This is a genomic window from Nitrospirota bacterium (genome assembly GCA_016214845.1).
Classification (GTDB): domain Bacteria; phylum Nitrospirota; class Thermodesulfovibrionia; order UBA6902; family UBA6902; genus SURF-23.
The window spans coordinates 1-26376 of record JACRMS010000035.1 but is presented as its reverse complement, the minus strand read 5'-3'; the positions used below and the strand labels follow the sequence as shown (position 1 = coordinate 26376).

Here is a 26376-nt window from a genome sequence, read left to right as displayed (position 1 = left end):
TCCTCCTTTTTAAATAATAGTAGTTAGCAGTAAGTAGTCAGTAGCTAAGGGGAAGGGGCTTTTTTACCTTAACTCCCAGCTACTATCTGCTTGCTACCTTTTAAAAAACTCCCCCGATCGAGAATTCCAGTTTCTGCCTGCTTTCATTTCCTTCCGGCTTCAGGTTAAAGCCCCATTCCAGTCTCAACGGTCCAAGCGGGGACATCCACCTGAACCCCGCTCCGGCAGTATACCTCATCTTGCTCATAGCAATGTCCTCACCGTTGTTAAACGCCCTGCCATAGTCAAAGAAAAGCACGCCTTTGAGCCTGATCTCTTTTTCAATCGGGAAGATATATTCGGCGTTAAACAGCAGCTCCTTGTTGCCGCCGATCTTCTCTCCCGCGCTGTCTATTGGCCCGCCTTCGCCGAATCCGAGGCCTCTTACCGTGTTAATGCCGCCTACATAAAATCTCTCGTAAAGCGGCAGCTCTTTGCCGTTGTATCCGTTGGCGTATCCAAACCGCCCGCGCACGCTGAAAGTCGTATCCCATATTACAGGGAAATACCATATTGAATCAACCAGTCCCTTATAAAAATAATTGCTTCCGCCAAGGCCTGCAAACTGCGAGTAAATGGCGTTCCTTGAGCCGCTTGTGGTGTCAATATAATTATCGCGCGTATCTCTCCATATCGAGGGGCTTATGCCGCTTGTGAGCTTCCGTCCCTCCTGGTCCTTAATTATTGAAGAGGCATAATCGGACACATTTTCAATATCCACGTTCTCAATATTGTATGTGATGTCTCCCCCCACATATTCGGAGAATTCCTTCCCAAAACCTACAGAGCCTCCGGTTGCCTTTTTATCGTAGTCGGGGTATTCAAAGAATTCATTATAAATACTGAAAGACGCGGATATGGGCTTGTCCATAAACCACGGGTCTCTCAGTGAGAGGTTGTAGTTTTTTCTCCTTGCGCTCAGGTCGGCCTTGAACCTCAGGTACAGGCCCTTGCCGAACAGATTTGCCTGCGTGATCTCCCCCATTACCATAAATTTGTCCACGGAACTGTATCCGCCCCCGATGCTCAGCATGCCTGTCAGCTTTTCCTTTACTTTCACATCGAGGTCAATGAGCTTTTCCTCTGCGCGGGGCTGGGGCGAGATGTCGACGGATTCAAAAAAGTTGAGGTTGTTTATTCTCTGGTAACTTCTCTTCAGGAGTTTCTTGTTAAAGACATCGCCCTCGTCAAGCCTTATCTCTCTGCGCACCACCTTGTCATAAGTTTTCGTGTTGCCGGTGATATCTATCCTGCCGATCCTGAAGATGCTTCCCTCCGTGACGGACAGCGTGATATTTGCCTCCTTATCTTTCGCATTGACATCGACCAGCGGATTAATGTCCGCCATCGCGTAACCTTTTTCAGTGTAGAGGTCAAGGATGCTGTCTATATCGTTCTTCAGCCGGCCGCGGTCAAAGACCTGTCCCATAGCGCTTTTTACATTTTTAAATATTTCTTCATTTGTGAATACAGTATTGCCCGAAACCTTTATCTCTCCGATCCTGTATTGCTCGCCTTCCGATATGGAAATTTTCAATGTAAGCTTATTTTTATCACGGTCCAGGGAAATTGCAGGCTCGGAGACCGCCGCATAAATAAATCCGTGATTAAGGTACAGGTCCCTTATCCTTTCGAGGTCCACCCTGATCTGTTCGCTTTGATAAACGCCAGAACCTGTTATAAATGAAAAGAGCCCGCCCTCTTTTGTCTTCATGACTTTCTTTATCTCTTTTTTGGACAAGGCCTTATTGCCATCCAGCACTATGTCCTTGATCAGGACCTTCCGCCCCTCGCTGATCTGGAAGGTCAGCGCTACCGTGTCCTTTGAGACCTCCCTGGTTATGGGAATGACTTTGACAAGCCAGTATCCTTCCGAATGATAGTGGGAGATGAGCTTTTCCGTATTGTCCGTTATCAGGGGTATGCTCGCTATCGCCCCTGCGGTTATTGTTATTTTGTCTTTCAGGTCCTTTGCTTCAATCTTTTCATTCCCCTGAAAGTCTATACTGGCGATAGTGGGTTTTTCAGTAAAATTGAAGATGAGCTTGATGCCGCCTTCAAAGGGTTCTATATCCACCCTGACATCGTCAAAATATCCGATGCCGTACAATTTTTTTATGTCCTCCTGGACCGCGTTTTTTGAGAAAGGCCCTCCCACTTTGCTCTTCATTTTCGCAAAGATTGTTTCCTCGCCGATTTTCTTATTGCCCTTAAGCTCGATTGACTTGACAAAGGGGCCGGACTCAGCGGAGACGGCCGGGACATTCAGGAGAAAAATGAAAAATAAAAAGGTGACCGCCGCCAGGATGTGTAATTTATTTTTAAAGCTTAAAAATGGATTTACTGATGAGATGCCCTTGACCAAAAAATCTCCTTGAGATAAAAAAATAAAGGTTAGTATATCACTAAAACCGATTTAAATCCAAGAGCTGTTCTTCAGTCATATATGCCCTTGCAAATACAGCTAAATATAGGCTATATTAATCACTCAAAATTATGCCTTCTATCTTTTGAAAAAATTTCGGAGGAATATAAAATGGAAAAGATGATTGAGATCCGCTGGCACGGACGCGGCGGCCAGGGGACCGTTACTGCCGCAAAAGTGCTTGCAGACGCGTGTCTGGGCGGCGGAAGACATGTGCAGGCATTCCCGGAGTACGGCCCTGAAAGGGCGGGCGCTCCCCTGAGGGCCTACAATAGAGTAAGCGATCACGAGATACGGATGCACTGTCCCGTTCTGCATCCCAAGGTCGTGAGCGTCGCTGATGCGACTTTGTTAGACAGCATCAACGTTGCCGACGGCGCGCTGGATGACGCGGTTTTTGTCATAAACACTGCAAAGGCCCCGAAAGAGATCCGGGAGAAATTGAAAGTAAAACCGTCTCAAAAGGTATTCACCATTGACGCGACAAAGATAGCTCTTGACTGCATTGGAAGGGCGCTTCCAAACGCCCCGATGCTTGGAGCAATCAATAAGGCCATTAATATTGTCCCGCAGAATGAGCTTGTCGACGCGGTTAGGAAAAGTTTCGGCAAGAAATTCGCGCAAAAGATCATAGACGGAAATCTCGAAGCGACAAAGCGGGGATACGAGGAGGTACAGGAAGGATGAGTAAGAAATTATGGGAAAAACTCCCCCCCGGTTCCGTTGTCCTTGAAGCAGGCAGCGCGGTAAAATTCAAGACCGGCTCTTGGAGGGCCTTCAGGCCGAGATGGATAGAAGAGAATTGCATACAGTGCCTTTTCTGCTGGATATATTGTCCCGACATGTCGGTCAAAGTCAAAGACGGAAAGATGACGGGATTTGATTACGATTACTGCAAAGGCTGCGGCATCTGCGCTTATGAATGCCCCGGTAAAAAAGGCAAGAAGGCAATCGTGATGGAAGAGGAGGGAAAATAATATGGGAAAGATTGTCGCGGTAACAGGAAACGAAGCAGGGGCAGAGGCGCTAAGACAGGTAAACCCTGACGTGTGCGGCGCGTACCCGATCACTCCTCAGACGGACATGATGCAGAGGTTTTCGAGCTTCGCAGCAAACGGTAAAGTAGACACCGAAGTGATACTCGTTGAAAGCGAACACAGCTCCATGAGCGCTTGTATCGGCGCGTCAGCGGCGGGCGGCAGGGTCATAACAGCCACATCGTCGCAGGGACTGGCCCTCATGTGGGAGATGCTTTTCATAGCTTCTGGCGACAGGCTGCCGATAGTCATGCCGGTCGTTAACCGGGCGTTGTCCGCTCCGCTCAACATACACGGCGACCACTCCGACGCTATGGGCGCGCGTGACTCAGGATGGATACAATTATGGTCTGAAAATGCGCAGGAGGCATACGACAATATAATTCAGGCCTTCAGGGTTGCTGAGCATCTGGACATAAGGCTCCCCGTGATGGTATGCCTTGACGGTTTTATTATCAGCCACTCGATCGAGAGGGTTGAGTATCTGGAAGACGACAAGGTAAAAAACTTTGTCGGCGCGTACAAGCAGGTAAACCCGCTGCTTGACCTGGAGCATCCGAAAAGCTACGGGCCGCTGATCCTCCCTGACCTTTATCATGAATACAAAAGGGCGCAGCATGAGGTCATGTCAAAAGTGAAGAATGTCGTACTTGAGGTTGCCGCTGACTTTGAAAAAATGAGCGGCAGGAAGTACGGCCTCTTTGAGTCATACAGGCTTGACGACGCGGACATCGCGATTGTCATACTGAACTCAGCGGCAGGCACAGCAAAAGACGTGGTAGACGATTTCAGGAACAAGGGGATCAAGGCGGGACTTTTAAAACCGAGGCTGTTCAGGCCCTTCCCTTACGAGGAAGTGGCAAACGCGCTTAAGAGCGTAAAGGCGATCTGTGTTATGGACAGGGCGGATTCCTTCGGCGCGTACGGCCCGCTGTTTGTGGAAATCTGGTCGTCTATGCTTCATCTGGATAAAAAACCGCTGATGACAAACAAGATCTACGGACTCGGCGGAAGGGACTTCATGCCCGACCAGGCTGAGCTTGTGCTTAATGAACTTGTTGAGATTTTAAAATCGGGCAAGGTCAAGACGGTAAAAGAATACATCGGAGTGAGGGAATAAGGAGATAAATATGACAACTGCAACAAAGCCGTTAACTTTGAAAGAGCTTTCAAAACAGGAAGAGAGATTGACCCACGGCCACAGGATGTGCGCGGGGTGCGGGGCGCCGATCATTGTCAAACAGGTGCTCATGGCAACAGACTATCCGATCGTTGCTTCAAATGCCACCGGATGCCTTGAGGTCTCTACCTGCATATCAGAATACACCGCATGGAAGATCCCGTGGATGCACAGCGCATTTGAGAACGCCGCGGCAACTCTCTCAGGCATAGAGACCATGTACCGCGCGTGGAAGAAAAAAGGACTTATTGACAAAGAGGTAAAATTCATCGCATTCGGCGGTGACGGCGGCACATACGACATAGGCTTCCAGAGTCTCTCAGGCGCGATGGAGCGCGGGCACGACATGCTGTACGTCTGCTATGACAACGGCGCGTACATGAACACCGGCATACAGCGTTCAAGCGCGACACCCTTTGGCGCGGACACAACGACAAACCCGGCTGGAAGCAAGGTCCCCGGTAAATTACAGAAGAGAAAAGACCTGACAAAGATAATTGCAGCGCACGGTATCCCATATGCGGCCCAGGCATCGCCTGCTCACTGGCAGGATTTGATTAAGAAGGTAAGAAAGGCGCTTGAAATAAAAGGGCCGAAATTCATGAACGTAATTTCACCCTGCAACCGCGGCTGGCGCACACGCACCGATGATCAGATGACCCTGTGCAAGATCGCTGTTGATACCTGCTACTGGCCTTTGTATGAGATCGAAAACGGCGTCCTGAAAATAAACGTTAAGCCTAAAGAGAAAAAGCCGATCACGGATTTCCTGAAGCCGCAGGGCAGGTTCAAACATCTGTTTGCCCCTGAAAACGAATGGATGCTGAAAAAGATACAGGAAGATATTGACAGCGAATGGGAACTGCTTCAGAAGACCGAGGCCTTTTGGGGCGGAGAAGAAAAGAAATAAATTTATTTATTGAAACCCGTCATCGGCCAAAACTGTACTTTTCAGTTTTGGCCTGACACAACTTATACGTCTTTCATTGACAACCGTGCGGGGACGTGTTAAGCTCAAGCCAGAATTTTAGAAGTTTTTGTCGTTTATGAGGCCACAAAGATTTTGAACTTTGTGGCCTTTTTTAATTGTTGAGACCTTCTGAGATTTTAATTCATAGAAAAGGAGGTAAAAGAAATGAACCAGGGAACTGTGAAATGGTTTAACGACCAAAAAGGTTTTGGCTTTATTGCATGTGAAGACGGAAGTGAAGCATTTGTTCATCATACGGCCATCCAGGGCAATGGATATAAATCCCTTGCCGAAGGTGACTCCGTAAGCTTTGATACTGAGAGCGGCCCTAAAGGCCCCAAGGCTATCAATGTTGTCAAACTGTAAATAGACCGGGAAGACCCCCTTCCCAATGGAGGGGGCTTTTATTAAAGGGAGGAATATGTTCAACAGAAATAATCAGACAAAGGAAAGAAAGCAGGAGAGGCTGGACTCAGGCTTTGTGTCCAAACATTTTCCGGAGGTTGCAAACATCGTCATCAGCATGATGTACAAACAGAAGGGTGCAAGATATTTACTCCGGACCCTGAATTTCTCCCCTGACAGCTATGCTTTTTTCAAGGTGGCCTGTTTGAGCGAGGACTGCGTTGACGGCGGATTTGATCTCACCCGGGTCATAAACGCGATGGTAAGAAACCACAGCGTGACAGAAAAAGGAGATCTCGGCTGTGATGACAGTGGTCCCCGCCCAGGCCACTCAAATATTGCCTATGAAGTTGCCATACAATACACATAGGAAAAGCGCCATGAGTCCTATATCGAAAGGGATGTAAACCCGGGATAGGCACTATCGGTTCCTGCTTGTTCAATCAATTCCAATCATTTTTATCACGACAACGGTACAGCAACTTTTAGATAAACATTTTTACTCCAAACTGTTATATTTAAGTGGACTGAAGCGGACCGTTTGTTGACCACATAATAGCCAATTCAGCTACAAGTCATACAAAATCAGGTAATGAGTTTTAAGATTTTACTCTGCAAAGAAGGGGAATAAAATTGAAACTCGGCAAAAGTAGATTAATGATGTCCTGCACCAGGACGCTTTTGATATTCCTGATCCTGTTAACTCCTGCACTCGGACATACAGCTAAAGAAGAAGAGATCGTCTTTGCTGTTTCGCCGACGGCCTCTCCAACATCCAACCTTGCGAAGTACAAAGATTTCATCGGTTATCTTGCGGAAAAGACCGGTAAAAAGGTAATCATGAAACAACGAAGAAAATACTCTGAACTTAATTCCCTTTTACAGAAGGGCGAAGCCCATTTCGCCATGACATGTACAGGGGCCTATTTAAGCGGCAGGCATGATTTCGGGCTTCAGGTCCTTGTTGTGCCGGTCATAAATGGAAAAACGAGTTACAACTCCTATATTGTTGTGAACAAAGAAAGTAAAATAAATGATTTCCTTCAGCTTCAGGGAAAGGTCTTTGCCTTTACGGACCCGCTTTCCCTGTCAGGGAGACTTTATCCCCTGTACCTCCTTAATACGCTTGGAATAAAACCGGCGGAATTCTTCGGAAAAATATTTTTTACATCAAGTCCTGAAAAAGCAATTGAATCAGTGGCAAAAGGTTTTGCTGACGGGGCCGCGGTGGACAGTTTTATTTTTGAAGATATGAAGAAAAGAAAGTCGCCGTCAATCGACAATATCAAAATAATAAAGATATCGCCGTCCTATGGGATACCTCCTGTTGTTGTGTCTCCGCTCTCGGATAAATCGGATAAATGGCTTATGTTAAAGGCCCTGATCAACATGATAAAAGACCCTGCCGGCAGAGAGGTCCTTGATGGAATTCAGGTCGACAGGTTTATCCTGCCGGACCCCGCTATTTACCATACCGCGGTAAAGTTGAGGCAGGTATTGCTGCTGCCATGATACTGAAAAAAGCAATCAGCAGCATAGCGTTTCGTATTTCTGTCTCCATAGCCGCAGTCGTTGCCGCTACAACCATAGGTATCGGCTACCTGATATTGATAGAGCAAAGGAACATGCTGGAACTTGAGCTGCATGACAAAGGGATTAATCTGATCCATATAATCGCGCATCATGTGACCGAGCCGCTTCTATATGAAGAACGGCATATAATCTATTCGGTCCTTAATGCATCCATGATAGACAAGGAAAGCCTTGTTGTTTACGCAGAGGTTTATGATAAAAACGGGAAACTGACAGTATCAGCATTTAATAGTAAAAAGGTTCAAAAAAAGAAACTGCAGCCGCTTAATTTTGAAGCTTTTGTAAATGGCCTGGACATCCAGGATGACAGTGACCTTCAACTTCATCATGTGAGTATCCCCATTGATACAGAAACACTCGGGACTATAGGATATATCAGGCTGGGCATAACAAATGAATTTCTTCACTCTACACTTAAAAAAGCAAAACACAATATCTATCTTTTCTGTGCAGCAGTTATATTTATCGGAATAATTTTTGGACTCTGGATGGCGAGAAAAATTTTAAGGCCTATTCTTGTTCTCAATAAAGGCGTACATATGATCGGGGAAGGAGATGTGGGTGTCGAGATCCCACTGGTTGGGGAAGGTGAAATAAAAGAACTCGCGCAGTCCTTTAACAATATGTCGAGGAAACTTAAGGAGCTTTTCGATGCCACAAAGGCCGCGCAGGAGAACCTTATCCGGACAGAGAAACTCTACGCTATCGGAGAATTCTCTGCCGGTGTTGCACATGAGATACAGAACCCGCTGACGTCCATTAAAATGCTTATGCAGACTGTAGCGCACAAAAAACAGGCCTTGTCCGACAAGGACTTCGAAGTCGTTGAGGGAGAAATAAACAGGATAGACCGGATCATTAAAGAGTTCATTGCGTTTGCAAGGCCCAAGAAGCTTGAAAAGTCGCATCTTAATATCAATGATGTCCTTGAAGATGTTATTCTGATTACAAAGCCGAAGATGAAACAATCCAGGATATTTCTTGAGCAGACATTTTCATCTGATTTACCGGTCATTAATGGAAATAACGACGCGCTTAAACAGGTCTTTCTCAATATCGTACTTAATGCCTTACAGGCCATGGAAGAAGGCGGCACCCTGATTGTAGAGACGTCGGTTGATGATAACAAAGTGCTGGTTGTGATAAATGACACCGGCATCGGAATTTTGCAGGAGAACTTGAAGAAAATATTTGATCCTTTTTTTACGACAAAAGATGAAGGCACTGGCATGGGGCTTGCTTTAACTTACGCAATTGTAAATGAGCATTCCGGCAAAATAGATATAAAGTCAAAACCCTGGGTTGGGACAACTGTAACTGTGGAATTACCATTATTATGAATACGCTTCTTATCGTAGATGATGAAAAATCCGTGAGGTACTCCTTTAAAAGGATGTTCGAAGATGACTTCAGGGTTTTGACCGCTGAGGACGGTTTATCGGCCCTGAATATTCTCGAGACAAGTTTTATAGGAATAGATATTATCTTCATAGATGTCAAAATGCCCAACATGGGTGGAATCGAGCTGCTTCAGAAGATCAGGCAGATGACAAAGAACATTCCCGTTATTGTAATGACCGCTTTTGGTGATTCCGAGACTGCAATTGAAGCTATGAAAGAAGGGGCCTTTGATTACCTGACAAAACCTTTAGACAGCAACCAGTTGAAAGAGGTCATTGAAAAGGCGCTTACATCAATAAGGCTTCAGCAGGAAGTTTTATGCTACGGCAATGCGGAAGAACTTTCAGGTAATCAGGACACAATCGTTGGGAAAAGCCAGGCCATAGTTGACGTGTGTAAGATGACCGGCCAGGTGGCCAGCACGGAACTGCCTGTCCTTATCTCGGGAGAAAGCGGTGTGGGAAAAGAGTTGGTGGCGCGGGCCATATACAACCACAGTAATAGAAAAGGGCAGCCGTTCATGGCTGTTAATTGCGCCGCACTTCCCGAGGGCGTAGTTGAAAGCGAGCTCTTCGGCTGCGAGAAAGGCGCCTTTACAGGCGCTGAAAAAAAGAGGGTCGGCAGGTTTGAGCAGTGTGACAGGGGGACTATCTTTCTTGATGAGATCGGGGACATGAGTATTTCAACCCAGTCAAAACTGCTCAGGGTGCTTCAGGACGGCAGTTTTCAGCGGGTTGGAAGCAATGAGACAATCAGAACAGACGTGCGGATCATTGCCGCAAGCAACAAGAACCTGCATGATGAAGTACATAAATGCAAATTCAGGGAAGACCTTTTTCACAGGCTTAATGTCTTTTCCCTGCACATACCGCCTCTAAGGGAGAGGAGAGAGGACGTGCCTGTGCTGTCCGGGTATTTCCTTTCAAAGGCCATGAAAGAGACTGGCAAACAGATCAAGGGTTTTTCTCCGGATGCGATGAAACTGCTTATGTCATATATCTGGCCCGGCAATGTCAGAGAGCTTGAAAATGTTGTCAGACGGGCTGTGGTAATATCAAGCGGAGAGATACTTGGAGTTAACGACCTGCTTTTATACACTGAGCCCGATAGAAAAGAATTCAAGGAGCTTACTGATGTAATAGGAAATATTTTTGAAACTACGGCCTTCTCGAAGAACCCTTCAAACCGTTATAACGCTATTATTTCAACTGTGGAAAAATGCCTCATCGAAAAAGCGCTCAAAATAACAAAAGGGAACCAGGTGCAGGCCTCTGCAATGCTTGGCATCACCAGGGTGACCCTGAGAAAAAAGATCCAGGAATATAATATTCAAAATAATAATAACCACTCTGCATAAAAGATATACACTGCCGCATAAGCCCGTTAACTTATTCCTCACTTTCTACTTTCCTTTGTGTCCCCGTGTCTCTGTGTTTACTTGGATATCACTCAACTTTTATTACGAAGCACCGATTGTTTTAAATTCCTGGTATAGGTTGTATACAGCCTGTATATTCATTGTACAGACTCCTGCTGTACAGGCTTATCATTTCTCGCTGGAAATCCAGCGTGTACTTTCACAGTTCATTTCCCAGCGCTGTGTTCTCTGTGGCTCCTTAAATTATCCTGAGTATTAAAACGTGGCACACGACTTGCAAAGGGGCAGTATACAAAAGAGACAAATTATTTCGATCATATTTTCAAAATAAAAAATAAATATAAACGGGGGTAAAAATGCCTACAACAAGTTTAGGGTACTTGGTAGCTGTTATTCTGGTAGTTTATTTTTTCGCAACGGCGGTGAATATTCTTCGTGAATACGTAAGGGGCGTTGTCTTCAGGCTCGGCAGGCTGTCCCCTCTTAAGGGACCCGGGGTTGTAATAATCTGGCCGATCATCGACAGGATCGTAAGGGTAGACACCCGGTTAGTCACCATGGACATACCTGCCCAGGATGTAATTACAAAAGATAATGTGTCGGTCAAAGTGAATGCAGTTGTGTATTACCGGGTCATAGATCCCGCAAAAGCCATAACGGTAGTTGAAGACTATAATTATGCTGCGTCGCAGATATCCCAGACAACCCTCAGGAGCGTATTAGGACAAAGCACGCTTGACGAGCTCCTGGCCCACAGGGACGACTTAAACTCGAAGCTCCAGAAGATAATAGACGACCAGACAGAGCCCTGGGGCATTAAGGTCACAACCGTAGAAGTAAAGAACGTTGACCTGCCCATCGAGATGCAGAGGGCGATCGCAAGACAGGCAGAGGCTGAAAGAGAAAGAAGGGCCAAGGTCATTCATGCGGAAGGTGAATACCAGGCCTCTCAAAAACTCGCAGACGCAGCGGCCATACTCGGGAAAGAGCCCACGGCCATACAGCTCAGGTTCCTTCAGACCCTGACAGAGGTAGCGACGGAAAAAAATTCAACGACAATATTCCCTGTGCCCATAGATCTTTTAACACCATTTTTAAAGAAGGCCCAAAAAGAGATTGAATGACAGACAATCAAATTTGCAAACAGACACTGCTTAGGCAATAAAAAATGGACAAACTGAATAGAAGAGAATTTGTAAAGCTTGCTGCCATGGCCGGGTCAGGTTTTCTTATGCCGGACCCTTTCAAGGTTCTTGCTGATGCTGTTGGCCAGATAACCGGGACTAAACATGAGGGCCCACAGGTTGAATATGTGCCTAAGCCTGTAGTAGGAGCAAAGTACGGGATGGTGATAGACCTTGGATTATGTATCGGCTGCAGGCGGTGCATGTATGCCTGTAAGAGGGAGAATAACGTTCCCGACACTATCTCTCCTCCCTATATTATGGTGTTTGAGACCGAAGCGGCCACAGGCGTGACCGGCCACTTCCCTTCTCCTGAAAAGCTGGGTAAGGGCACAACCATGTTTTACACCAAGCTGAGGAAAGACAAATGGTACATGCCGGTGCAGTGCAACCACTGCGATAACGCGCCATGCGTTGAAGTCTGTCCGACCGGCGCGTCATACAAATCCCCGGACGGGCTTGTGCTGATAGATTATGAGAAATGCATCGGGTGCAGATATTGTATGACAGCCTGTCCTTACGGGGCGCGGAGATTCAACTGGTGGGAGCCTAAGGTGTCCCGCGAAAACATTAACCCGCTGGTGCCGGAGCGCAGGCACGGCGTTGTTGAGAAATGCACCTTCTGCGTGCACCGCACACGAAGGGGCAAGTTCACGCGCTGCGTGGAAGTATGCCCCAATAAAGCGAGGACCTTCGGGAATTTCAATGATCCCAACAGCGCGGTCTCCAAATTAATTGAATCGGAAAGGAACTTCCGGATCAAGGAAGGACTTAATACAGAGCCCCGGATATGGTATCTGACAAAACCTAAAGAAAAGCGGATGACGTGGTACAGCCCGCTGCCCCCTCCCAAAGATATCAGAGGGGTAAAGTCATGAAGAACGCGGGCAGACCGTTTTACATCTTTATAACCATACTGCTGGCCGTAATAGCCCTGGGTCAGTTCAACTGGATGCGCTTTTTAACGCACGGCCCGGGGCTTACCGGCTCCAGCGATGTTGTGCCATGGGGAATATACATATCAGGCCTGGCGTATTTTATAGGCGTCAGCGCGGGCGCAACACTCTGCGGATTGCTTATACACGCCTTCGGGCGTCACGACTACGAGCCGATGGGGACGCGGGCCATTATTCTTGGACTGCTCTGTGTCTTCGGGGCTACACAATTTGTATTGGTGGACCTCGGCATTCCTTTCAGAGGTTTGAAGGTGCCCGTGATACTTCATAACCTTACATCGCTCTTTCTTGTTTCATCCACAAGCTATTACGGATTTATGACGATATTGTCCGGTGAACTTTATTTTACGGTAAAGATAACGCGCGGCAAAGCTACTGAACGGGATAAAAGTATAGCAAAATGGCTTGGGATACTCGCGGTCCCTTATGCCCTCTGGGTAGTGCATGCCTTCACGGGCTCCATCTTCGGCGTGGTAAAAGCCAGGGAAATGTGGAACGGACCTATGCTGCCGGTGCATTTCGTTATATCAGCCCTGGCCAGCGGATTTGCGATGGTCATCCTTATATCAGTGGTGACCTCAAAAGTTGAAAAGAGGGAGATCCTTAGCAGCGAAACTTACAATCACATGGGGAAACTGCTTGCCTTCTTTGTGGTGGTCACACTCTTCCTCGACTTCTTTGATTATTTTATCCTCAGGTACAGCGGAAAAAAAGAGGCCATGGAGACATGGGAGATACTTATGCACAGATATATACCTGTGTTTATGATTAACATCCTGGGCTTGTTAACAGCATTTATAATCCTGATGTTCAGAAAGGGAAGGACCGCAAATGGACTGTTGGTCGCTACCGCCATCATTCAATTAGCCATAATCGCATATCGTATTGACCTGGTATCGGTCGGACAGCTATCCCCGTTGTTTCCCGGCATGGGCGAGTTGTATTACCACCCGACGCCCTCGGAGATATCGGTTGCGCTCGGAATAATTGCGCTGGTGATACTTCTCTATACGGTGCTGACAAAAATATTACCGGTGGAAGCGACAGAGCCGGAACAGCACCAGGCTTTAAAAGATTCCGGGTTCGGCATTCAAACAAAGCATACAAGGAGATCTTAATCATGATAAACAGTGGAGGAAAATTGAACAGACCTTCTAATAAAGGAAAATTTATAAAGAATGACCTTTCATACTATTGGGGCATATGGGCCGTATTAGCAGTACTCATCATTTATATGACAATCAGGATCTTTTCCCATACGCAGCTTGAAGCCAAAGAGGGGGAGTTTTCAGAAGCAGGCAAATCTGCCAGGTTTGGTAAAGCTGAATATGTCGGCTCGATGAGGTGCAAGGATTGCCACTGGGAGAAATACGACACGTGGAAGAACACATTACATTCCAAATTTATTCAGCCCTCCAGCGAGAACATAATCCTTGGCGATTTCCAGAGAAATAACAAACTTACCGTGGCCGTCACGAAGAAGTCTCCCAAAGACGCCGGCAGAGAGGTCACTACTGTCATGCATAAAAAAGACGGCAAATTTTTTGTAAGGACCGTCGGCCCCGACTGGGACCCCCATGATTACGAGATCATTAATGTCATCGGAATGGGGAGGAGGCAGAATTATATCACTAAATTCCCTAACGGTGAAATGCACGTGCTGCCTGTGGAGTGGGACATCAAAAACGAGACCTGGGTCATTAACGGCGGATTGACAAATAACTACCCGGGAGACGGTAATTACTGGAGCGATAAAGGCAAGATCTGGCAATTCAAGTGCGCGGGCTGCCACGTCACAGGGATAAAAATAGAGTATGACAAGGTCAAAGATTCTTTTGATACAAAGTGGGCTGATCTTGGCATTGCGTGCGAGGCCTGCCACGGCCCTGGCAGCAACCACGTCCTGGCTGCCAGCGTTTACTTCGAAGGCGAGAAGGACACCATCATTAACCCCGCAAAGCTGCCCTGGCGGCTGCGCGCAATGGTCTGCGGCCAATGTCATAACTCCGGCACAAGCATTGCTTCTATTTCTCCATCCAAGGAAGGTTTCCCGGCGCGTTACAGTTACCCTTACGGGTATAAGGCAGGAGAAGCCCTGTACCTCTATTATGACAATGAAAAAGACGGCGGGAGAAGGCACCACCAGCAATACAATGAGTGGCAGGACAGCGAACACGCAAAGACGGGCGTCATGTGCACGAACTGCCATAATGTCCATCAAAAAGAAGATCTGAAGGTGGCCATGACAAAGATGACCGCAGACAGCCTATGCATAGATTGCCATAAGACCCTGCAGCGAAGGGCGGCGCACAGGATCCACACCTTCGGCAGTTGTGTGGCCTGTCATATGCCAAATACCATTGAGCATGAACACAGCCATACATTCAATTTTATTTCGCCTGAGTTGAGCATACGGGCCGGCGGAGTTGACAAGCAGCCTAATTCCTGCAGCGGCTGTCATCATCACAAGGACACGCCGCTGGAAAATCTCGTTGGATTTCTGGATGCCGCAAAGAAAGAGGACATGCCGAAGCCTTTTACGGTACATGGGAGATGATGAAATGAATAATCAAGTCATGATAAGGAAGGGCTGTACGATATGAAGAAAATAATTTTGTCTACAGTTGCAGCTTTGATATTACTATCGGCCAACCGGCCCATTCATGCTGAAGAGACGGCCCGGGCAAATGATCTAACAGTAAAGACCCCTAATTTAAAATCCCAGTTTTTCTGCGGCTACTGCCATATCCTTACCTATCCCAATGTAATAAAGAAAGCGCATAAATCCTGGCAGGAGAGCAAACATAAAGACGTCACCTGCGTAACGTGTCATTACCCCCCTGATAAGATTGATGTCGATATCCCTGAGCATGGAAAAATTCCAAAGGATGAAGCGGCCGCCTCCGGGAAGAGGACGGACCTGGAATTCATGAAGACCGAACTGGAAGTTCTGTCCAGGCTGGTGACCATCCTTAACATGGAGGATACAGTGGTAAGGACCAGGCCGAGAATTGACGACCGGAGCTGTACGATAAAGTGCCATGTCCCGGACGGCAAGGGAAAAGAAGGCGAGTTCTGGACCAAAAAAATAATTTTTTCCGAATCTGAAAGGGAGGACAAATCAAAAAGGACCATCCCATACGTCCATAAAACGCACTTCGACAAAACCAAATGGGTGGAAGGACAGGAGATACACTGCACCACATGCCATCAGCAGGAGACCGGGCAGAAACATTTTGAGGTCAACAGGCAGAAGTGTTTCCTGTGCCATTTTAAAAATGCGAAACTCAACGAAGGAAGGAGCAAATGCTCTCTCTGTCACGAGGTCCCCACAAAGCCCCTTCAGAGGCAAAAGAAGGAAGGAGCAGACGCAAGTGAAAAGCCGATTACGCACCAGTCCATTCAGGAGGCCAGGGTGCAATGCGAGAGCTGCCATCTGCATTTTATAAGAGGCAAAGGAGCTGTAAAACAGGAAAAGTGCCGTGAGTGTCACGACAATGAAGCGCCGGTCATCAACGAAGCGGCCAATAAAAAACTTATGCATGAAAAGCATGTCGCGGGACAAAATGCCGGTTGTTTTAACTGCCACGAAGCTATTGAGCATAATAAGAATGGAGACCCGCTGGATATCGCAAGGAATGAATGTCAGGCCTGTCATCCCGACCATCATAAATATCAGAAACTGCTGCTGCTCGGAGAAAAAAGAGAGGGGGTGTCGAATATCCCCGGGCTCATGTCTGCGGTCAATACAAACTGCCTCGCATGTCACATAGAAGATATAACCATCAAAGGAGAAAAAATCGAGCAAGGCTCAGGCAAGGCGTGCGTGGCCTGCCATACTGAAAAGCATGAGGCCATGGCCAAGGAATGGAAGGACAAGACCAACGAAACATTAAAGGACGTGAAGGACACCGAAAAGGAAGCTTTAAAGGCCATTGAAGCTGCAAAGGACAAGGCGCCGAAGGGAAAAATAGACAAAGCGGTCGCACTGGTAAAACAGGGGCAGGAGTATTTAAGCATTGTTGAGTATGGAGGCGGTGTGCATAACAAAAAGTACTCCGTCATGCTTCTTGATGTGGCGATCGGCAACTTTGAGGATGCCGTAGATTCACTGAGCGAAGATGATGAGAAAGAGGAGAAAGAAAAATAGACTCTGGATTCCCGCTCAACAGACTGCCAACAGCAGGTGCTTTAGGCACGGGAATGACAAACGGATGAAACAGACATTACTCGCTTACATATGAAAATGCAATCAATAAAGAGGAGGTAATTATGAATAAAAAAGATCCAATATCCCGTCGTGATCTGATCAAGACCGGCGGCGTCATGGCTGCCGCCGCTGCCGCGACAAGTATTTTGTCCGGAGAAAAGGCAAAGGCCGCAGAGGGTGAAAAATCCGCAGTCCCCCGCTGGGCCATGGTCGTGGACCTCAGGAGATGCATCGGCTGCAGAGGCTGCTCTATTGCAGACAAGTCGGAATATGGAGTTGCGCTGGGAAGGTTTAACACCGTTGTCAAAAACATAGAGTTCGGCAAATATCCTGAACCCAAAAAATATTTCATGTCGCGTTTGTGCAACCATTGCGCCGGGGACCCGTCAAAGGAGTGGCAGGTGCCGCCTTGCGTTGAGGCCTGTCCTGAATCAAAGAGCGGTGAAAGGCTCAAGATGGGGAAAGAAAAATACAGGACCGGGGCCACATATAAACGGCCGGACGGGATGATATTGATTGATCCATCACTTTGCATAGGCTGCTACAAGTGTGTGGATGCATGCCCTTATGGAGTGCGCTCCCCCGACCCCAATGTAAAGCTGACCAGGCCTGACAGGGAAAAAGATTTCGGTGTCGGTAAATGTACTTTCTGCAAACATCGCGTGGACCAGGGACTTGCGCCGTCATGTGTCAACACGTGCCAGGGCAGGGCCAGGATATTCGGCGATCTGAACGACCCTGAAAGCGAGGTATCAAAACTTGCAAAGGAATTCAACTTGCTGGAACACAGGGACAAGTCAACCCTCCTGCCGGGTGATAAAACAATGCCTCACATATTTTATATTGATCCCGACGGGGTGCTGGCCCATTACAAGATTACGAAAGAGACAAAATTCGCGGAATTCAAGAATGAGTTTGAATAGTAATAAAAAAACAAGCAAGAAGTAGGAAGGAAAGGCAGAAAACAGCAACTATGAAATTCTCAATTGATAGTTAATATTATTAAAAAAAGGAGAAATTAGATGGCAAATTTAACACGCCGTAACTTTATAAAGTTTGGTCTTGCCAGCAGCGCACTCCTGACTGCTGGAGAAGGTATTATGTCACCTGCTCTGGCCGGAAGTATAGAGTTGCAAAAAGGAGGCAAGGATTTCGACTTCAAGACAGGTGCTGAGAGGAAAGCCATCCCCACCGCCTGCTGGTCCTGCGAGACCAGGTGCGCGGCCATGGGCTATGTGGAGGATGACAGGGTGGTAAAAATGGAATCAAACCAGGACTCCATCAGGACCGAGGGCAAGATGTGCGCTAAAGGACAGTCAGGGCCGAATGACGTCTATTTTCCTGACAGGATCCTGTATCCACTGAAACGCGCGGGGCAGCGCGGTGAAGGCAAGTGGAAGAGGATAACATGGGACGAGGCCCTAACGGAGATATCCGGGAAATTGAAGAAGCTCCGCGATGACGGACATCCTGAAAAATTCATGTTCAGCTATGGCTTAATGAAGGCCAGCTCCGCCGCGCTGATCAGGGACGTATTTCTGGAAACATACGGCACGGAAACCATAGGGAACCACGAATCCACCAGCAATAGCGCCAAATGGGCGGCGCAGGAGCTTACCTGGGGGAGGCACTATGACAACTGGGACTTTGACAACACCAAATTCGTCCTTAACTTCGGGAGCAATGTGCAAGAGGCGCATTCAAACCATGTCCCTCTTTCAAACAGATTGATACGGGCAAGGGTCGAAAAAGGCCTCAAGAGCGTGACCTTTGATGTGCGGTATTCAAACACGGCTGCAAAGTCGTCCGAATGGGTCCCGATCAAACCGGGTACCGACGGAGCAGTGGCCCTTGCAATGTGCAGTGTGATAATGCAGAAGGACCTTTATGACAAGGATTTCTTTAAATTCATCAGGGCCACGGAGAATGTTAACGCTTCTGCAGATGAAAAAATTTCAGCATTGAAAGCTCACCTCTCGCAATATACTCCGGCCTGGGCGGAGAAGTTAAGCGGTGTAAGCGCCGCGAAGATCGAGTCTCTGGCGGTTGAATTCGCAAAGGCCAAACCTGCTGTAGTCATCAGCAGCAGAGGGGCGCACGCCCATTTCAACGGCTGCGAAAACGAGCGCGCCATACAGATGCTGGCTGCCATAACCGGGAACATCGACAACCCCGGCGGAAGGTGCAGAGGTGTTGAACCAGAATGGGAATATCCCGAAGGGCCCAAAGACAAACCAAAGGCAAAGAGACTTGAGATAGTTGACGGCAAGGGTACGGCCCTGCCCACTCACCACGTATCTCACCAGTCTTTAAAGATGATAAAGGACGGAAGCGGAGGAAGACCTGACGTTTACATGTGGTACTGCTACAACCCGGTTTATATCAACGGCGAGTCAAATGAAAACGCGGAGATACTGAAAGATGAAAAGCTGATCCCGTTTTCAGTTGTATCAACCATCGTCTATGACGAATCGAGCAAACTCGCTGACATAATTCTTCCTGACGCTACGTATCTTGAAAGGTGGGACTGGGAAGACCAGGTCTGCCCCACTCAGGTGCCGGAGTATTATATCCGCCAGGCCCTGATCAAACCACTTGGCGAGGCCAAGGATTTTGGAGATGTCGTCATTCAGCTTGCTGAGAAGATGGGCATGCCCCTGGGCGTAGGTGCTTCCAAAGAGGAGTTCGTGAGCAAGTCATGCGAGATGACCCCCGTTGTAAAAGCGGCCGGCGGCTTTGAATACATGAAGAAGCACGGCGTTTGGCATGACCCGAATGAGAAGCCTCATTATTACAGTTATAAGGAAGAAGTCAAAACAGACGGCGCTGTTCTTGATGAGTCGACGGGTGTATACTGGAAAGGCAAGACAGGTGAAAAATATGCAAGCACTGAGGGCGCCTATAAAAAATACGCCGGACAAAAGATAGGAGACAAGGTCTACAGAGGATTTGAACCCGACAAACTCAATAAGACAGGTTACTTTGAGCTATACTCAGCTATCATGAAGGAGAAGGGTTTCGGTCCTCTTCCGACATGGATACCGATACCAGAGCATGAGAAGATGAAGTCCGATGAGCTTATCCTTACGACATATAAAGTCGCTGTCCAGATCCTTTCGAGAAGCTCTCACCGCAAGTGGCTGAGCGAGCTTTACTATGACAACCCCGGATGGATCAATTCTCAGACCGCATCCGCCCGCGGGATTAAAGACGGAGACAAGATCAAGATCAAATCAAGTGTAGGTGAGATCATAACCACAGCGAGTGTTAATGAAAAGATAATTCCCGGCGTCATAGCCGTCTCCTTCCACGTAGGACGCGAGGAAAGCGGGAGATACGGATCAGGCAAAAAGTCGCCTGAGGCAGTGGATGACGATCCGGATCTCACGAGAAAGCACTGGGATAAATACGGCGTGAATCCGAACAGGATAATCCCGAACTCTTCAGATCCGATAAGCGGCCAACTGCGCTGCATGGATACCGTTGTGACAGTTGTGAAGGCTTAGACACCTGCGACCGTTTCCCCTCCCTTGACGGGAGGGGATGAAGGGGACGGGGAAGGTTTTATGAATGTCTCGATAGCAGTAAATTTGACGTCAATAAGGAGTAAGCTCAAGTGCAGGATGAAATGATCGAAACAGCAAAACAGCGGAGCAGCATTTACGGGTTCCTTGCGCTTATTTACCGTTCCGAAATTACAAAGACCCTCCTGATAAAAATCAAAGACCCCGCCCTGCTTTCTCTCTTGGGGGTAAATCTGGAAAGTGATTTTTTACACAGGCCTGAAGATGAGTTGCTTGAGGAGCATGCCGTGGAGTATACGAGACTGTTCATCGGTCCCGGCAAACATATCTCCCCGCATGAGTCTGTCCATCACGAAAGAGGGGACGGAGACTGGGGCAGTCTCTGGGGCAAAGCAACTGTTGAGGTAAAAAAATTCATTGAGGCGACCGGGCTTGAATACGCTCCGGATTTCACAGGGATGCCCGACCATATCAGCGTGGAATTGGAGCTCATGCAGCGCGTTACAGCCGGGGAAGCGCAGGCCCGGAAAGAGAATGATATTGATAAAGTGGATTATTGTCTTCAGATCGAAAATAAATTCATGGATGCTCATCTGTTAAAATGGGTCCCGGCTTTTTGCGACAAGGTTGTTTCACAAGCAGAGTTGTCTTTTTACAGGGAAATGGCGCATGTCACAAAGCAGTTTATGAAATTTGAAGAGGAGGAGATAAAAAAATATATTTCTGAAGCAGGAAAGACAAAAACGGCTTGCTGAGAAATTCATAAGTAGAACCGCAAACTGCTTCGGTGTGTTTGTAATGAAAAAATATAAGATACCCCTCCTGATTTTTGCTGTGATCATAATCCTCTCTGTTTCCGGAATATTCAGCGCAGTACATTACACTAACAATCCTGCGTTTTGCGGTTCCTGTCATATGATGAAGAAGTACTATGATTCATGGAAGAACTCAATACATGGTGAAAAAAAAGTTGCATGTGTTGAGTGTCACTACATACCGGACGGGAAGCACACTGCTAATGGTAATTTTAGAGGTTTAGGGCAAATCCTTTCATACCTTTCTTTAGCGGGGCCGGAGGTGAGATCGCCTGCTAAGATCAACGATCTTAGCTGCTCGGCCTCCGGATGCCATCTTGTTTTTAAGAAGGCCAAGTTTAAAGAAAAGATTTCTTTCGTTCATATAACACACATAGATAAGACAATTGAAGGGCAGCCCCTGCATTGTGACATATGCCACCGGAATGTTACAGCAGAAAAACATTTTGAAGTCTCCGGGGAAATATGTTTTCTCTGTCATTTTATAAATAAGAATTTCAATAAAGGCCTGGCCAGGTGCTCACTCTGCCACGTCATCCCTTCAGGACCAATTCAAAGAAGCAGCAGCGGTCATACGGAAGTCACATGGCCGGCGGCAAGACTTGACGAGAACAGCATTACTCACGAGAGCCTTGAAAAAGCAAAAGTCCCATGTCAGAGTTGTCACTACGAAATTGTCAGGGGGAATGGCGAGGTGCGTAAACAAAAATGTCTTGCCTGCCACAACAATTCATTTAAGCTGGAGACAGCGGCAGGAGAGAAGAAATTGGTGTCCGGGGGCCATGCGACAGGAACGCATGCAGCAGGGCAGTATGCCAAATGTTTTGACTGCCATGAGCCTGTCCGGCATGAGGAGATCGAATTCACTGACCCTGTTATTGAAAGCTGTTTTGTCTGTCATCCGGACCATCATAAGTACCAAAAAATACTTTTGCTTGAGTCTACACAAAGGGACATGATCAAAATGCCGGGCCTTATGTATGACGTAAAGACCAATTGTATCGGCTGCCATATAGATGAGAAAACACAAAAAGGGGAAAAAGTTATTTATGGTTCTGCCAGGGCATGCGGCGCTTGCCATACAAAAAAACAGGAGGCCATGGTTGAAGAATGGAAGAATGGGACTAAACAAGAATTAGGGCATGCAAAGACATTGGAAAAAAAGGCGCAGGATGCCATAAGGAAGGCAAAAGGGAAAGTATCTGAAGAAACAATTGGAAAGGCCGCAGCGATGTTAAAGGAAGGGCATGAGGGCATTAATATTGTTGAATACGGGGGAGGATTTCACAACAGGAGATTTTCTGTGCGGCTGCTTGATTCCGCAATGGATAATTTTGAAGATATTGTTGACTTGCTAAAATGAGGATATTCCCGGAATGAAGGACCTTATTTAATTGTTCAAGCTCCCGGTAATTTCCCCTTCTACGACCGATTTATCTTTATGGCAGGTCAAACATATTTTATCGGTGGGCTTTTGGACATGTGATTTTGTGTTGGCCCCTGCCACATCAACTCTGCCGGATTGTCCGATCAGCCGGACCCTGAATGACTCACTGGCCCCCTTCGCCGAAGCTTTTTCGATTGGGAGCACGCCTTTTTCATGCGGGTTATGACATGTGGCACACATGATCTTCCCGTCAAAATCAAGCGGAAGTATTATGTCAAACTGTGCTTCTGACGTTTTCATCATTGATAACATCACAGGGGAGGGGGTCCTTAAATGATTTGCATTAACAGGGTGCGCAAGCTTGTATAGTATGCCATGACATCCGAGGCATAATACTTCAAGGTTCCTGTTGAATTTAATCTCCGGCCGGAGGACTGTAAAGGTCGCGCTTTTTTCGTCGGGCTTTTCCAAATGACAATAAAGACATTTTTCTCTGATAATATCTCCATTTTCAGTCAACTGGGTATGCGGGTCATTAATTCTATAGTTATTCTTTTGGTGGCATTTAGGACAGGCATTGGTTTTTCGATATGGCTCGGTTGCTAATAACTTCTCTACGGGTCTCTTATGTATTTTATGCCATCCCCTGCCGGTATAGGGGGGATCAATGTTTTCTTTTATTGCCTCAATGGCCGGCGTAAATTCAACTCTGACTTGTGCAAATAATTTATTACTTATAAAAGTTGCTGTTGATAACAGCAGGATTGTCAGCGCTAATTGCTTCACGGTCAATAGTCAAATCCTTTCCGTTTGTAACCGGACCGCCTGACCGGTAAAATGCTTAATGACAATTTCTTGCATCCATAGTTATATATGTTCGCAAGCCTGTAAAGCATACATTAGAATTTTTTCTACGTGAGCATTATTTTTATTGGCGTTGGATTTATCGGCCAATAAATTATATATTTCTATGTCCTCATTTTTTCTTGAAACATAGTTTAAAGCCGTTCTTCCCTCTGTATCCATAGCATTTACATTAGCGCCGTTAGCCAGCAAGGTCTTTACAATCTCGGACCGCCCCGAAAATGCTGAGATCATAAGAGCTGTTTCTCCGAACTTATCGGCGGCGTTTACATCAGCGCCGTGGGCAAGCAAGGTTTTCAACACATCGTGGTGGCCTTTAAATGATGCATAAAATATCGCTGTTTTTCCCATACAGTTTTTTGCATTTACGTCAGCTCTTCTTGAAACCAGGGCATTCACAACCCCTGAGTGCCCCGCAAATGCCGCAGCCATCAACGCTGTTTCGTTCTTAATGTCTCTTGCATTAACGTCAGCGCCTTTGGCAAGGAAGATATTGACGATTTTGGAATGACCCCCAAGGGAGGCCTCCATCAACGCTGTTTCTTTTTTAAAGTCCGCCGCATTGACATCAGCGCCGTTAGCGAGCAGGATATTTACTACATCGGTCTTCCCTGAAAAGGCCGCGGCCATGAGCGCTGTTTCCCCGTTCTTGTCCTTAGCATTAACATCAGCGCCGCCGGCAATCAATATATTAACCACCTCAGTGTGTCCAATGAGCGCAGCCGCCATCAACGCGAGTTCTCCATCAGCATCTTTTGCGTTTACATCAGCCCCTTTGGCAATTAAAGTCTTTACCACTTCGGTCTGACCTTCAAATGCTGCGAACTTAAGGTCTTCGATAAGGCCCGCGAATGAAGCAGCGGGAGTAAAAAACATAGCTAAAAAAATGATAGAAATACCGCATACAAAAGGGTTGCCTGGATTTTTCATGCTATAACAGCCTCCTTTCTACATAACGTTTTGCTGAGACTCCTTAGCAGTTTAGAAAAAAGATTTTCTTAAGATTTATCAGCGTTCTGATGAGCTGTTACTATAGATGCAAAAACAATACCTGGTTGGACAAAATAAAAATGCTTAATTATTAAAATAGTTACGTATAGCGTACAGCCCAATTAGTGTATAGTATATATCCAGTTTGTATATATTGTGTACAGAAGGTAATTAGTATTACGCTGCCTTGCTGGTGCACATGATATGTCACTGTTCAACCCTCTAAGACCCCGCTTCAACACGTATTATCATGTATTACAACTAAAGGTCCCAGTTCTGTTTCGAGTGTTATGATATCGCTGCAAGGTATAGTCGGATTATTTCCGAGATCAATGGTAGTTGCGTTAACTAATGTTACCAGGTCTGCGACACCTGTGGTTATAGTGTTGTAACTTAAATCCAGCTTCTGAAGATTGGCAAGACGCGCCAACTTACTTACATCTGTTACCTTGTTAAAATTAATCAAAAGAGTTTGAAGCTTGGACAGACCTGCCAGTTCACTTACATCAACTATATTATTTTTATTTAAATTGATCAAATCGAGACTTGTTAACCAACTAATACCTGTCAGATCGGTTATTCCCTTTCTGCTGCAGATAAGTGATGTCAGTTCGTCAACATAGGTCAGTCCTGCAGCTTGCTGCGAAACACATGCCGCCAGGTTTGCATCCGGAAATACAATGCCTGATATTTCTTTCCGTGCAGGCGTACTTGTCGCCTCCTCAGAGATATTACTCGCTTCCGTTTCATTTTGAGCTTTCACAACATAATAATAATCTTCGCCATATATGAGCTTCTCGTGAATATATGTTTCATCTGCAACAGAGATTGCCTGTCCATTTGTTCCATCGCCGGAAGTATTTGACCAGTAAATTCTATAAAATGTGGCCCCGGCCACCGCATCCCATGATATCTCAATAGTTCCTGCTCCGGCAGTTGCCGTTACATTGTCAGGGGCTGAGAGTGCAATTACTGGCTCCTTAGTTGTAATTGTGACTGTATCAGCGAGACTGTCAGCTTGTCCATCATTTACCACAAGACTTAGAACATAAGAGCCGACCTGATTTGCCGTAAAGGAAGCGGTTACTTGTGTATGGTTAGATAGGACCGGGGTGTCTCCGTCGGGGAATGATGTGAATGACCAATTATAAGTAAGACTGTCGCCATCTGCATCACTACTGCCGCTTCCATCAAGTGTTACAACAGACCCAGTTGCAACATCAATCCGGTCAGGTCCGGCATTGGCTACAGGCCCAGTATTAATAAACGGATGGTACGAGGTTGTTATATCATTTAGAGTTAGAGGGTCATTGTCATAAGCAGTAAATTCTCCACTATAGATTTCTACTGAATTATTCCTGATTACTATTTTATGACTTCCGACATCCACAGTTGCTGTAAAGTTGCCGTTTGCATCGGTTATTACTGTTACGGGGTCACTCGTAATTGTTACCTCGGCCCCTTCAATGGGAGCGCCGTTAATATCAAGGACCGTTCCTGAAACCCTTACGGTCTCCGTGACAACAGGTACGATCTCATCATCACATGCGTCTCCAATGCCGTCGACATCAATATCTGTCTGATTAGGATTGGCAACATGAGGGCAGTTATCGCTTGTATTAGTGATCTTATCATTATCTATATCGTAATCAATGCCGCCTCCTGTTGCATAACCCCCGCAGCCGGCAAATAAAATTGCAGTAAATGCTATTAATAATAACGGCATTAACTTTTTCATTTGGTCCTCTTTTCCTTAATCCTACTGCACCTTCAGCTTCCCGCCGTTGATTATCAGTTTACCCTTGCTGATATGCATATTTCCGTATATTGTCGTCACCCCTGTCGTTGTGGAATAGGTGCAATCATATCCACCTTTGAAAGTTACTGTCTTGTTCGACAGGTCATCTATGTACACATCGCCGTATATTATCTCATACTGACACTGCACCTCATCCCCATCCTCTGCCCAGTCATAGGCCCCCTGCATTGTTGAAAAGTATTCTGTGCCGCCATACCAT

Annotated in this window: 23 protein-coding genes; 18 read left to right on the top strand and 5 right to left on the bottom strand. The window is 46.7% G+C overall.

Going from position 1 to position 26376, the window contains the following annotated elements; genetic code table 11:
- Nucleotides 1-100: 100 nt before the first annotated feature.
- Nucleotides 101-2404 carry an outer membrane protein assembly factor BamA gene (gene bamA / locus HZB61_12850; GenBank protein MBI5057494.1) on the bottom strand — a complete coding sequence of 768 codons (2304 nt, stop codon included), beginning with the start codon at nt 2402-2404 and terminating at the stop codon, nt 101-103.
- A gap of 171 nt (nt 2405-2575) precedes the next feature.
- Here bamA and HZB61_12845 point away from each other — a divergent pair, with 171 nt between their 5' ends.
- The 18 genes from HZB61_12845 (at nt 2576) to HZB61_12760 (ending at nt 22480) form a co-directional block, all read left to right on the top strand.
- On the top strand, nt 2576-3151 hold the full coding sequence (locus HZB61_12845) for a 2-oxoacid:acceptor oxidoreductase family protein (GenBank protein ID MBI5057493.1): 576 nt from the start codon (nt 2576-2578) through the stop codon (nt 3149-3151).
- Nucleotides 3148-3441 carry a 4Fe-4S binding protein gene (locus tag HZB61_12840; protein MBI5057492.1) on the top strand — a complete coding sequence of 98 codons (294 nt, stop codon included), beginning with the start codon at nt 3148-3150 and terminating at the stop codon, nt 3439-3441. Before HZB61_12845 ends, HZB61_12840 begins: the two co-directional genes overlap by 4 nt.
- Nucleotide 3442: 1 nt before the next feature.
- Nucleotides 3443-4621, top strand: coding sequence for a pyruvate ferredoxin oxidoreductase (gene porA, locus HZB61_12835; GenBank protein MBI5057491.1), 1179 nt, complete (start codon nt 3443-3445; stop codon nt 4619-4621).
- 10 nt (nt 4622-4631) lie between these two features.
- Nucleotides 4632-5591: a pyruvate ferredoxin oxidoreductase gene (locus HZB61_12830; GenBank protein MBI5057490.1), complete on the top strand. Its 960-nt coding sequence runs from the start codon at nt 4632-4634 to the stop codon at nt 5589-5591.
- A 225-nt stretch (nt 5592-5816) separates the two neighbouring features.
- The gene (locus tag HZB61_12825; protein ID MBI5057489.1) at nt 5817-6017 is read left to right on the top strand and encodes a cold shock domain-containing protein; all 201 of its coding nucleotides are present in this window, start codon (nt 5817-5819) and stop codon (nt 6015-6017) included.
- A gap of 55 nt (nt 6018-6072) precedes the next feature.
- A complete protein-coding gene (locus HZB61_12820) occupies nt 6073-6426 on the top strand; it encodes a hypothetical protein (GenBank protein ID MBI5057488.1) in 354 nt (117 codons plus the stop codon).
- Between the two features lie 263 nt (nt 6427-6689).
- Nucleotides 6690-7568, top strand: a complete 879-nt coding sequence (phnD, locus tag HZB61_12815; GenBank protein MBI5057487.1) for a phosphate/phosphite/phosphonate ABC transporter substrate-binding protein — start codon at nt 6690-6692, stop codon at nt 7566-7568.
- Complete coding sequence (locus tag HZB61_12810; protein ID MBI5057486.1) at nt 7565-8989, top strand: HAMP domain-containing protein; 1425 nt, start codon at nt 7565-7567, stop codon at nt 8987-8989. Before phnD ends, HZB61_12810 begins: the two co-directional genes overlap by 4 nt.
- Nucleotides 8986-10407 (top strand): sigma-54-dependent Fis family transcriptional regulator, encoded by a 1422-nt coding sequence (locus HZB61_12805; protein MBI5057485.1) that lies wholly within the window; start codon nt 8986-8988, stop codon nt 10405-10407. The genes HZB61_12810 and HZB61_12805 overlap by 4 nt, the downstream gene beginning before the upstream one ends.
- Before the next feature lie 377 nt (nt 10408-10784).
- Nucleotides 10785-11552, top strand: a complete 768-nt coding sequence (locus tag HZB61_12800; protein ID MBI5057484.1) for a slipin family protein — start codon at nt 10785-10787, stop codon at nt 11550-11552.
- A 44-nt stretch (nt 11553-11596) separates the two neighbouring features.
- Nucleotides 11597-12490 (top strand): 4Fe-4S dicluster domain-containing protein, encoded by an 894-nt coding sequence (locus HZB61_12795; protein MBI5057483.1) that lies wholly within the window; start codon nt 11597-11599, stop codon nt 12488-12490.
- On the top strand, nt 12487-13686 hold the full coding sequence (nrfD, locus tag HZB61_12790) for a polysulfide reductase NrfD (GenBank protein ID MBI5057482.1): 1200 nt from the start codon (nt 12487-12489) through the stop codon (nt 13684-13686). Before HZB61_12795 ends, nrfD begins: the two co-directional genes overlap by 4 nt.
- 23 nt (nt 13687-13709) lie before the next feature.
- The gene (locus tag HZB61_12785) at nt 13710-15125 is read left to right on the top strand and encodes a hypothetical protein (GenBank protein MBI5057481.1); all 1416 of its coding nucleotides are present in this window, start codon (nt 13710-13712) and stop codon (nt 15123-15125) included.
- A gap of 42 nt (nt 15126-15167) precedes the next feature.
- Entirely contained in the window at nt 15168-16718 is a 1551-nt protein-coding gene (locus HZB61_12780; protein MBI5057480.1) for a hypothetical protein, read from the top strand.
- Between the two features lie 122 nt (nt 16719-16840).
- Nucleotides 16841-17701 (top strand): 4Fe-4S dicluster domain-containing protein, encoded by an 861-nt coding sequence (locus HZB61_12775; GenBank protein ID MBI5057479.1) that lies wholly within the window; start codon nt 16841-16843, stop codon nt 17699-17701.
- Between the two features lie 99 nt (nt 17702-17800).
- Entirely contained in the window at nt 17801-20284 is a 2484-nt protein-coding gene (locus HZB61_12770) for a molybdopterin-dependent oxidoreductase (protein MBI5057478.1), read from the top strand.
- Nucleotides 20285-20406: 122 nt separating this feature from the next.
- The gene (locus tag HZB61_12765; GenBank protein MBI5057477.1) at nt 20407-21057 is read left to right on the top strand and encodes a molecular chaperone TorD family protein; all 651 of its coding nucleotides are present in this window, start codon (nt 20407-20409) and stop codon (nt 21055-21057) included.
- Nucleotides 21058-21100: 43 nt separating this feature from the next.
- Nucleotides 21101-22480, top strand: a complete 1380-nt coding sequence (locus HZB61_12760; GenBank protein ID MBI5057476.1) for a NapC/NirT family cytochrome c — start codon at nt 21101-21103, stop codon at nt 22478-22480.
- A gap of 27 nt (nt 22481-22507) precedes the next feature.
- Here the strand turns inward: HZB61_12760 and HZB61_12755 are convergent, their stop codons facing one another.
- From HZB61_12755 to HZB61_12740, 4 genes are all read right to left on the bottom strand, one after another.
- Entirely contained in the window at nt 22508-23290 is a 783-nt protein-coding gene (locus HZB61_12755) for a hypothetical protein (GenBank protein MBI5057475.1), read from the bottom strand.
- Between the two features lie 81 nt (nt 23291-23371).
- Nucleotides 23372-24298: an ankyrin repeat domain-containing protein gene (locus HZB61_12750; protein MBI5057474.1), complete on the bottom strand. Its 927-nt coding sequence runs from the start codon at nt 24296-24298 to the stop codon at nt 23372-23374.
- 295 nt (nt 24299-24593) lie between these two features.
- Complete coding sequence (locus HZB61_12745) at nt 24594-26096, bottom strand: carboxypeptidase regulatory-like domain-containing protein (protein MBI5057473.1); 1503 nt, start codon at nt 26094-26096, stop codon at nt 24594-24596.
- A 21-nt stretch (nt 26097-26117) separates the two neighbouring features.
- The coding region (locus tag HZB61_12740) for a hypothetical protein (protein ID MBI5057472.1) at nt 26118-26376 on the bottom strand (259 nt) is incomplete at its 5' end.

Bases quoted from the DNA above. Each gene is read 5' to 3' on its own strand.
- HZB61_12845 (MBI5057493.1), top strand. From the start codon at position 2,576: ATGGAAAAGATGATTGAGATCCGCTGGCACGGACGCGGCGGCCAGGGG.
- HZB61_12840 (MBI5057492.1), top strand. From the start codon at position 3,148: ATGAGTAAGAAATTATGGGAAAAACTCCCCCCCGGTTCCGTTGTCCTT.
- porA (MBI5057491.1), top strand. From the start codon at position 3,443: ATGGGAAAGATTGTCGCGGTAACAGGAAACGAAGCAGGGGCAGAGGCG.
- HZB61_12830 (MBI5057490.1), top strand. From the start codon at position 4,632: ATGACAACTGCAACAAAGCCGTTAACTTTGAAAGAGCTTTCAAAACAG.
- HZB61_12825 (MBI5057489.1), top strand. From the start codon at position 5,817: ATGAACCAGGGAACTGTGAAATGGTTTAACGACCAAAAAGGTTTTGGC.
- HZB61_12820 (MBI5057488.1), top strand. From the start codon at position 6,073: ATGTTCAACAGAAATAATCAGACAAAGGAAAGAAAGCAGGAGAGGCTG.
- HZB61_12810 (MBI5057486.1), top strand. From the start codon at position 7,565: ATGATACTGAAAAAAGCAATCAGCAGCATAGCGTTTCGTATTTCTGTC.
- HZB61_12805 (MBI5057485.1), top strand. From the start codon at position 8,986: ATGAATACGCTTCTTATCGTAGATGATGAAAAATCCGTGAGGTACTCC.
- HZB61_12800 (MBI5057484.1), top strand. From the start codon at position 10,785: ATGCCTACAACAAGTTTAGGGTACTTGGTAGCTGTTATTCTGGTAGTT.
- HZB61_12795 (MBI5057483.1), top strand. From the start codon at position 11,597: ATGGACAAACTGAATAGAAGAGAATTTGTAAAGCTTGCTGCCATGGCC.
- nrfD (MBI5057482.1), top strand. From the start codon at position 12,487: ATGAAGAACGCGGGCAGACCGTTTTACATCTTTATAACCATACTGCTG.
- HZB61_12780 (MBI5057480.1), top strand. From the start codon at position 15,168: ATGAAGAAAATAATTTTGTCTACAGTTGCAGCTTTGATATTACTATCG.
- HZB61_12775 (MBI5057479.1), top strand. From the start codon at position 16,841: ATGAATAAAAAAGATCCAATATCCCGTCGTGATCTGATCAAGACCGGC.
- HZB61_12770 (MBI5057478.1), top strand. From the start codon at position 17,801: ATGGCAAATTTAACACGCCGTAACTTTATAAAGTTTGGTCTTGCCAGC.
- HZB61_12765 (MBI5057477.1), top strand. From the start codon at position 20,407: ATGATCGAAACAGCAAAACAGCGGAGCAGCATTTACGGGTTCCTTGCG.
- HZB61_12760 (MBI5057476.1), top strand. From the start codon at position 21,101: ATGAAAAAATATAAGATACCCCTCCTGATTTTTGCTGTGATCATAATC.
- HZB61_12750 (MBI5057474.1), bottom strand. From the start codon at position 24,298: ATGAAAAATCCAGGCAACCCTTTTGTATGCGGTATTTCTATCATTTTT.
- HZB61_12745 (MBI5057473.1), bottom strand. From the start codon at position 26,096: ATGAAAAAGTTAATGCCGTTATTATTAATAGCATTTACTGCAATTTTA.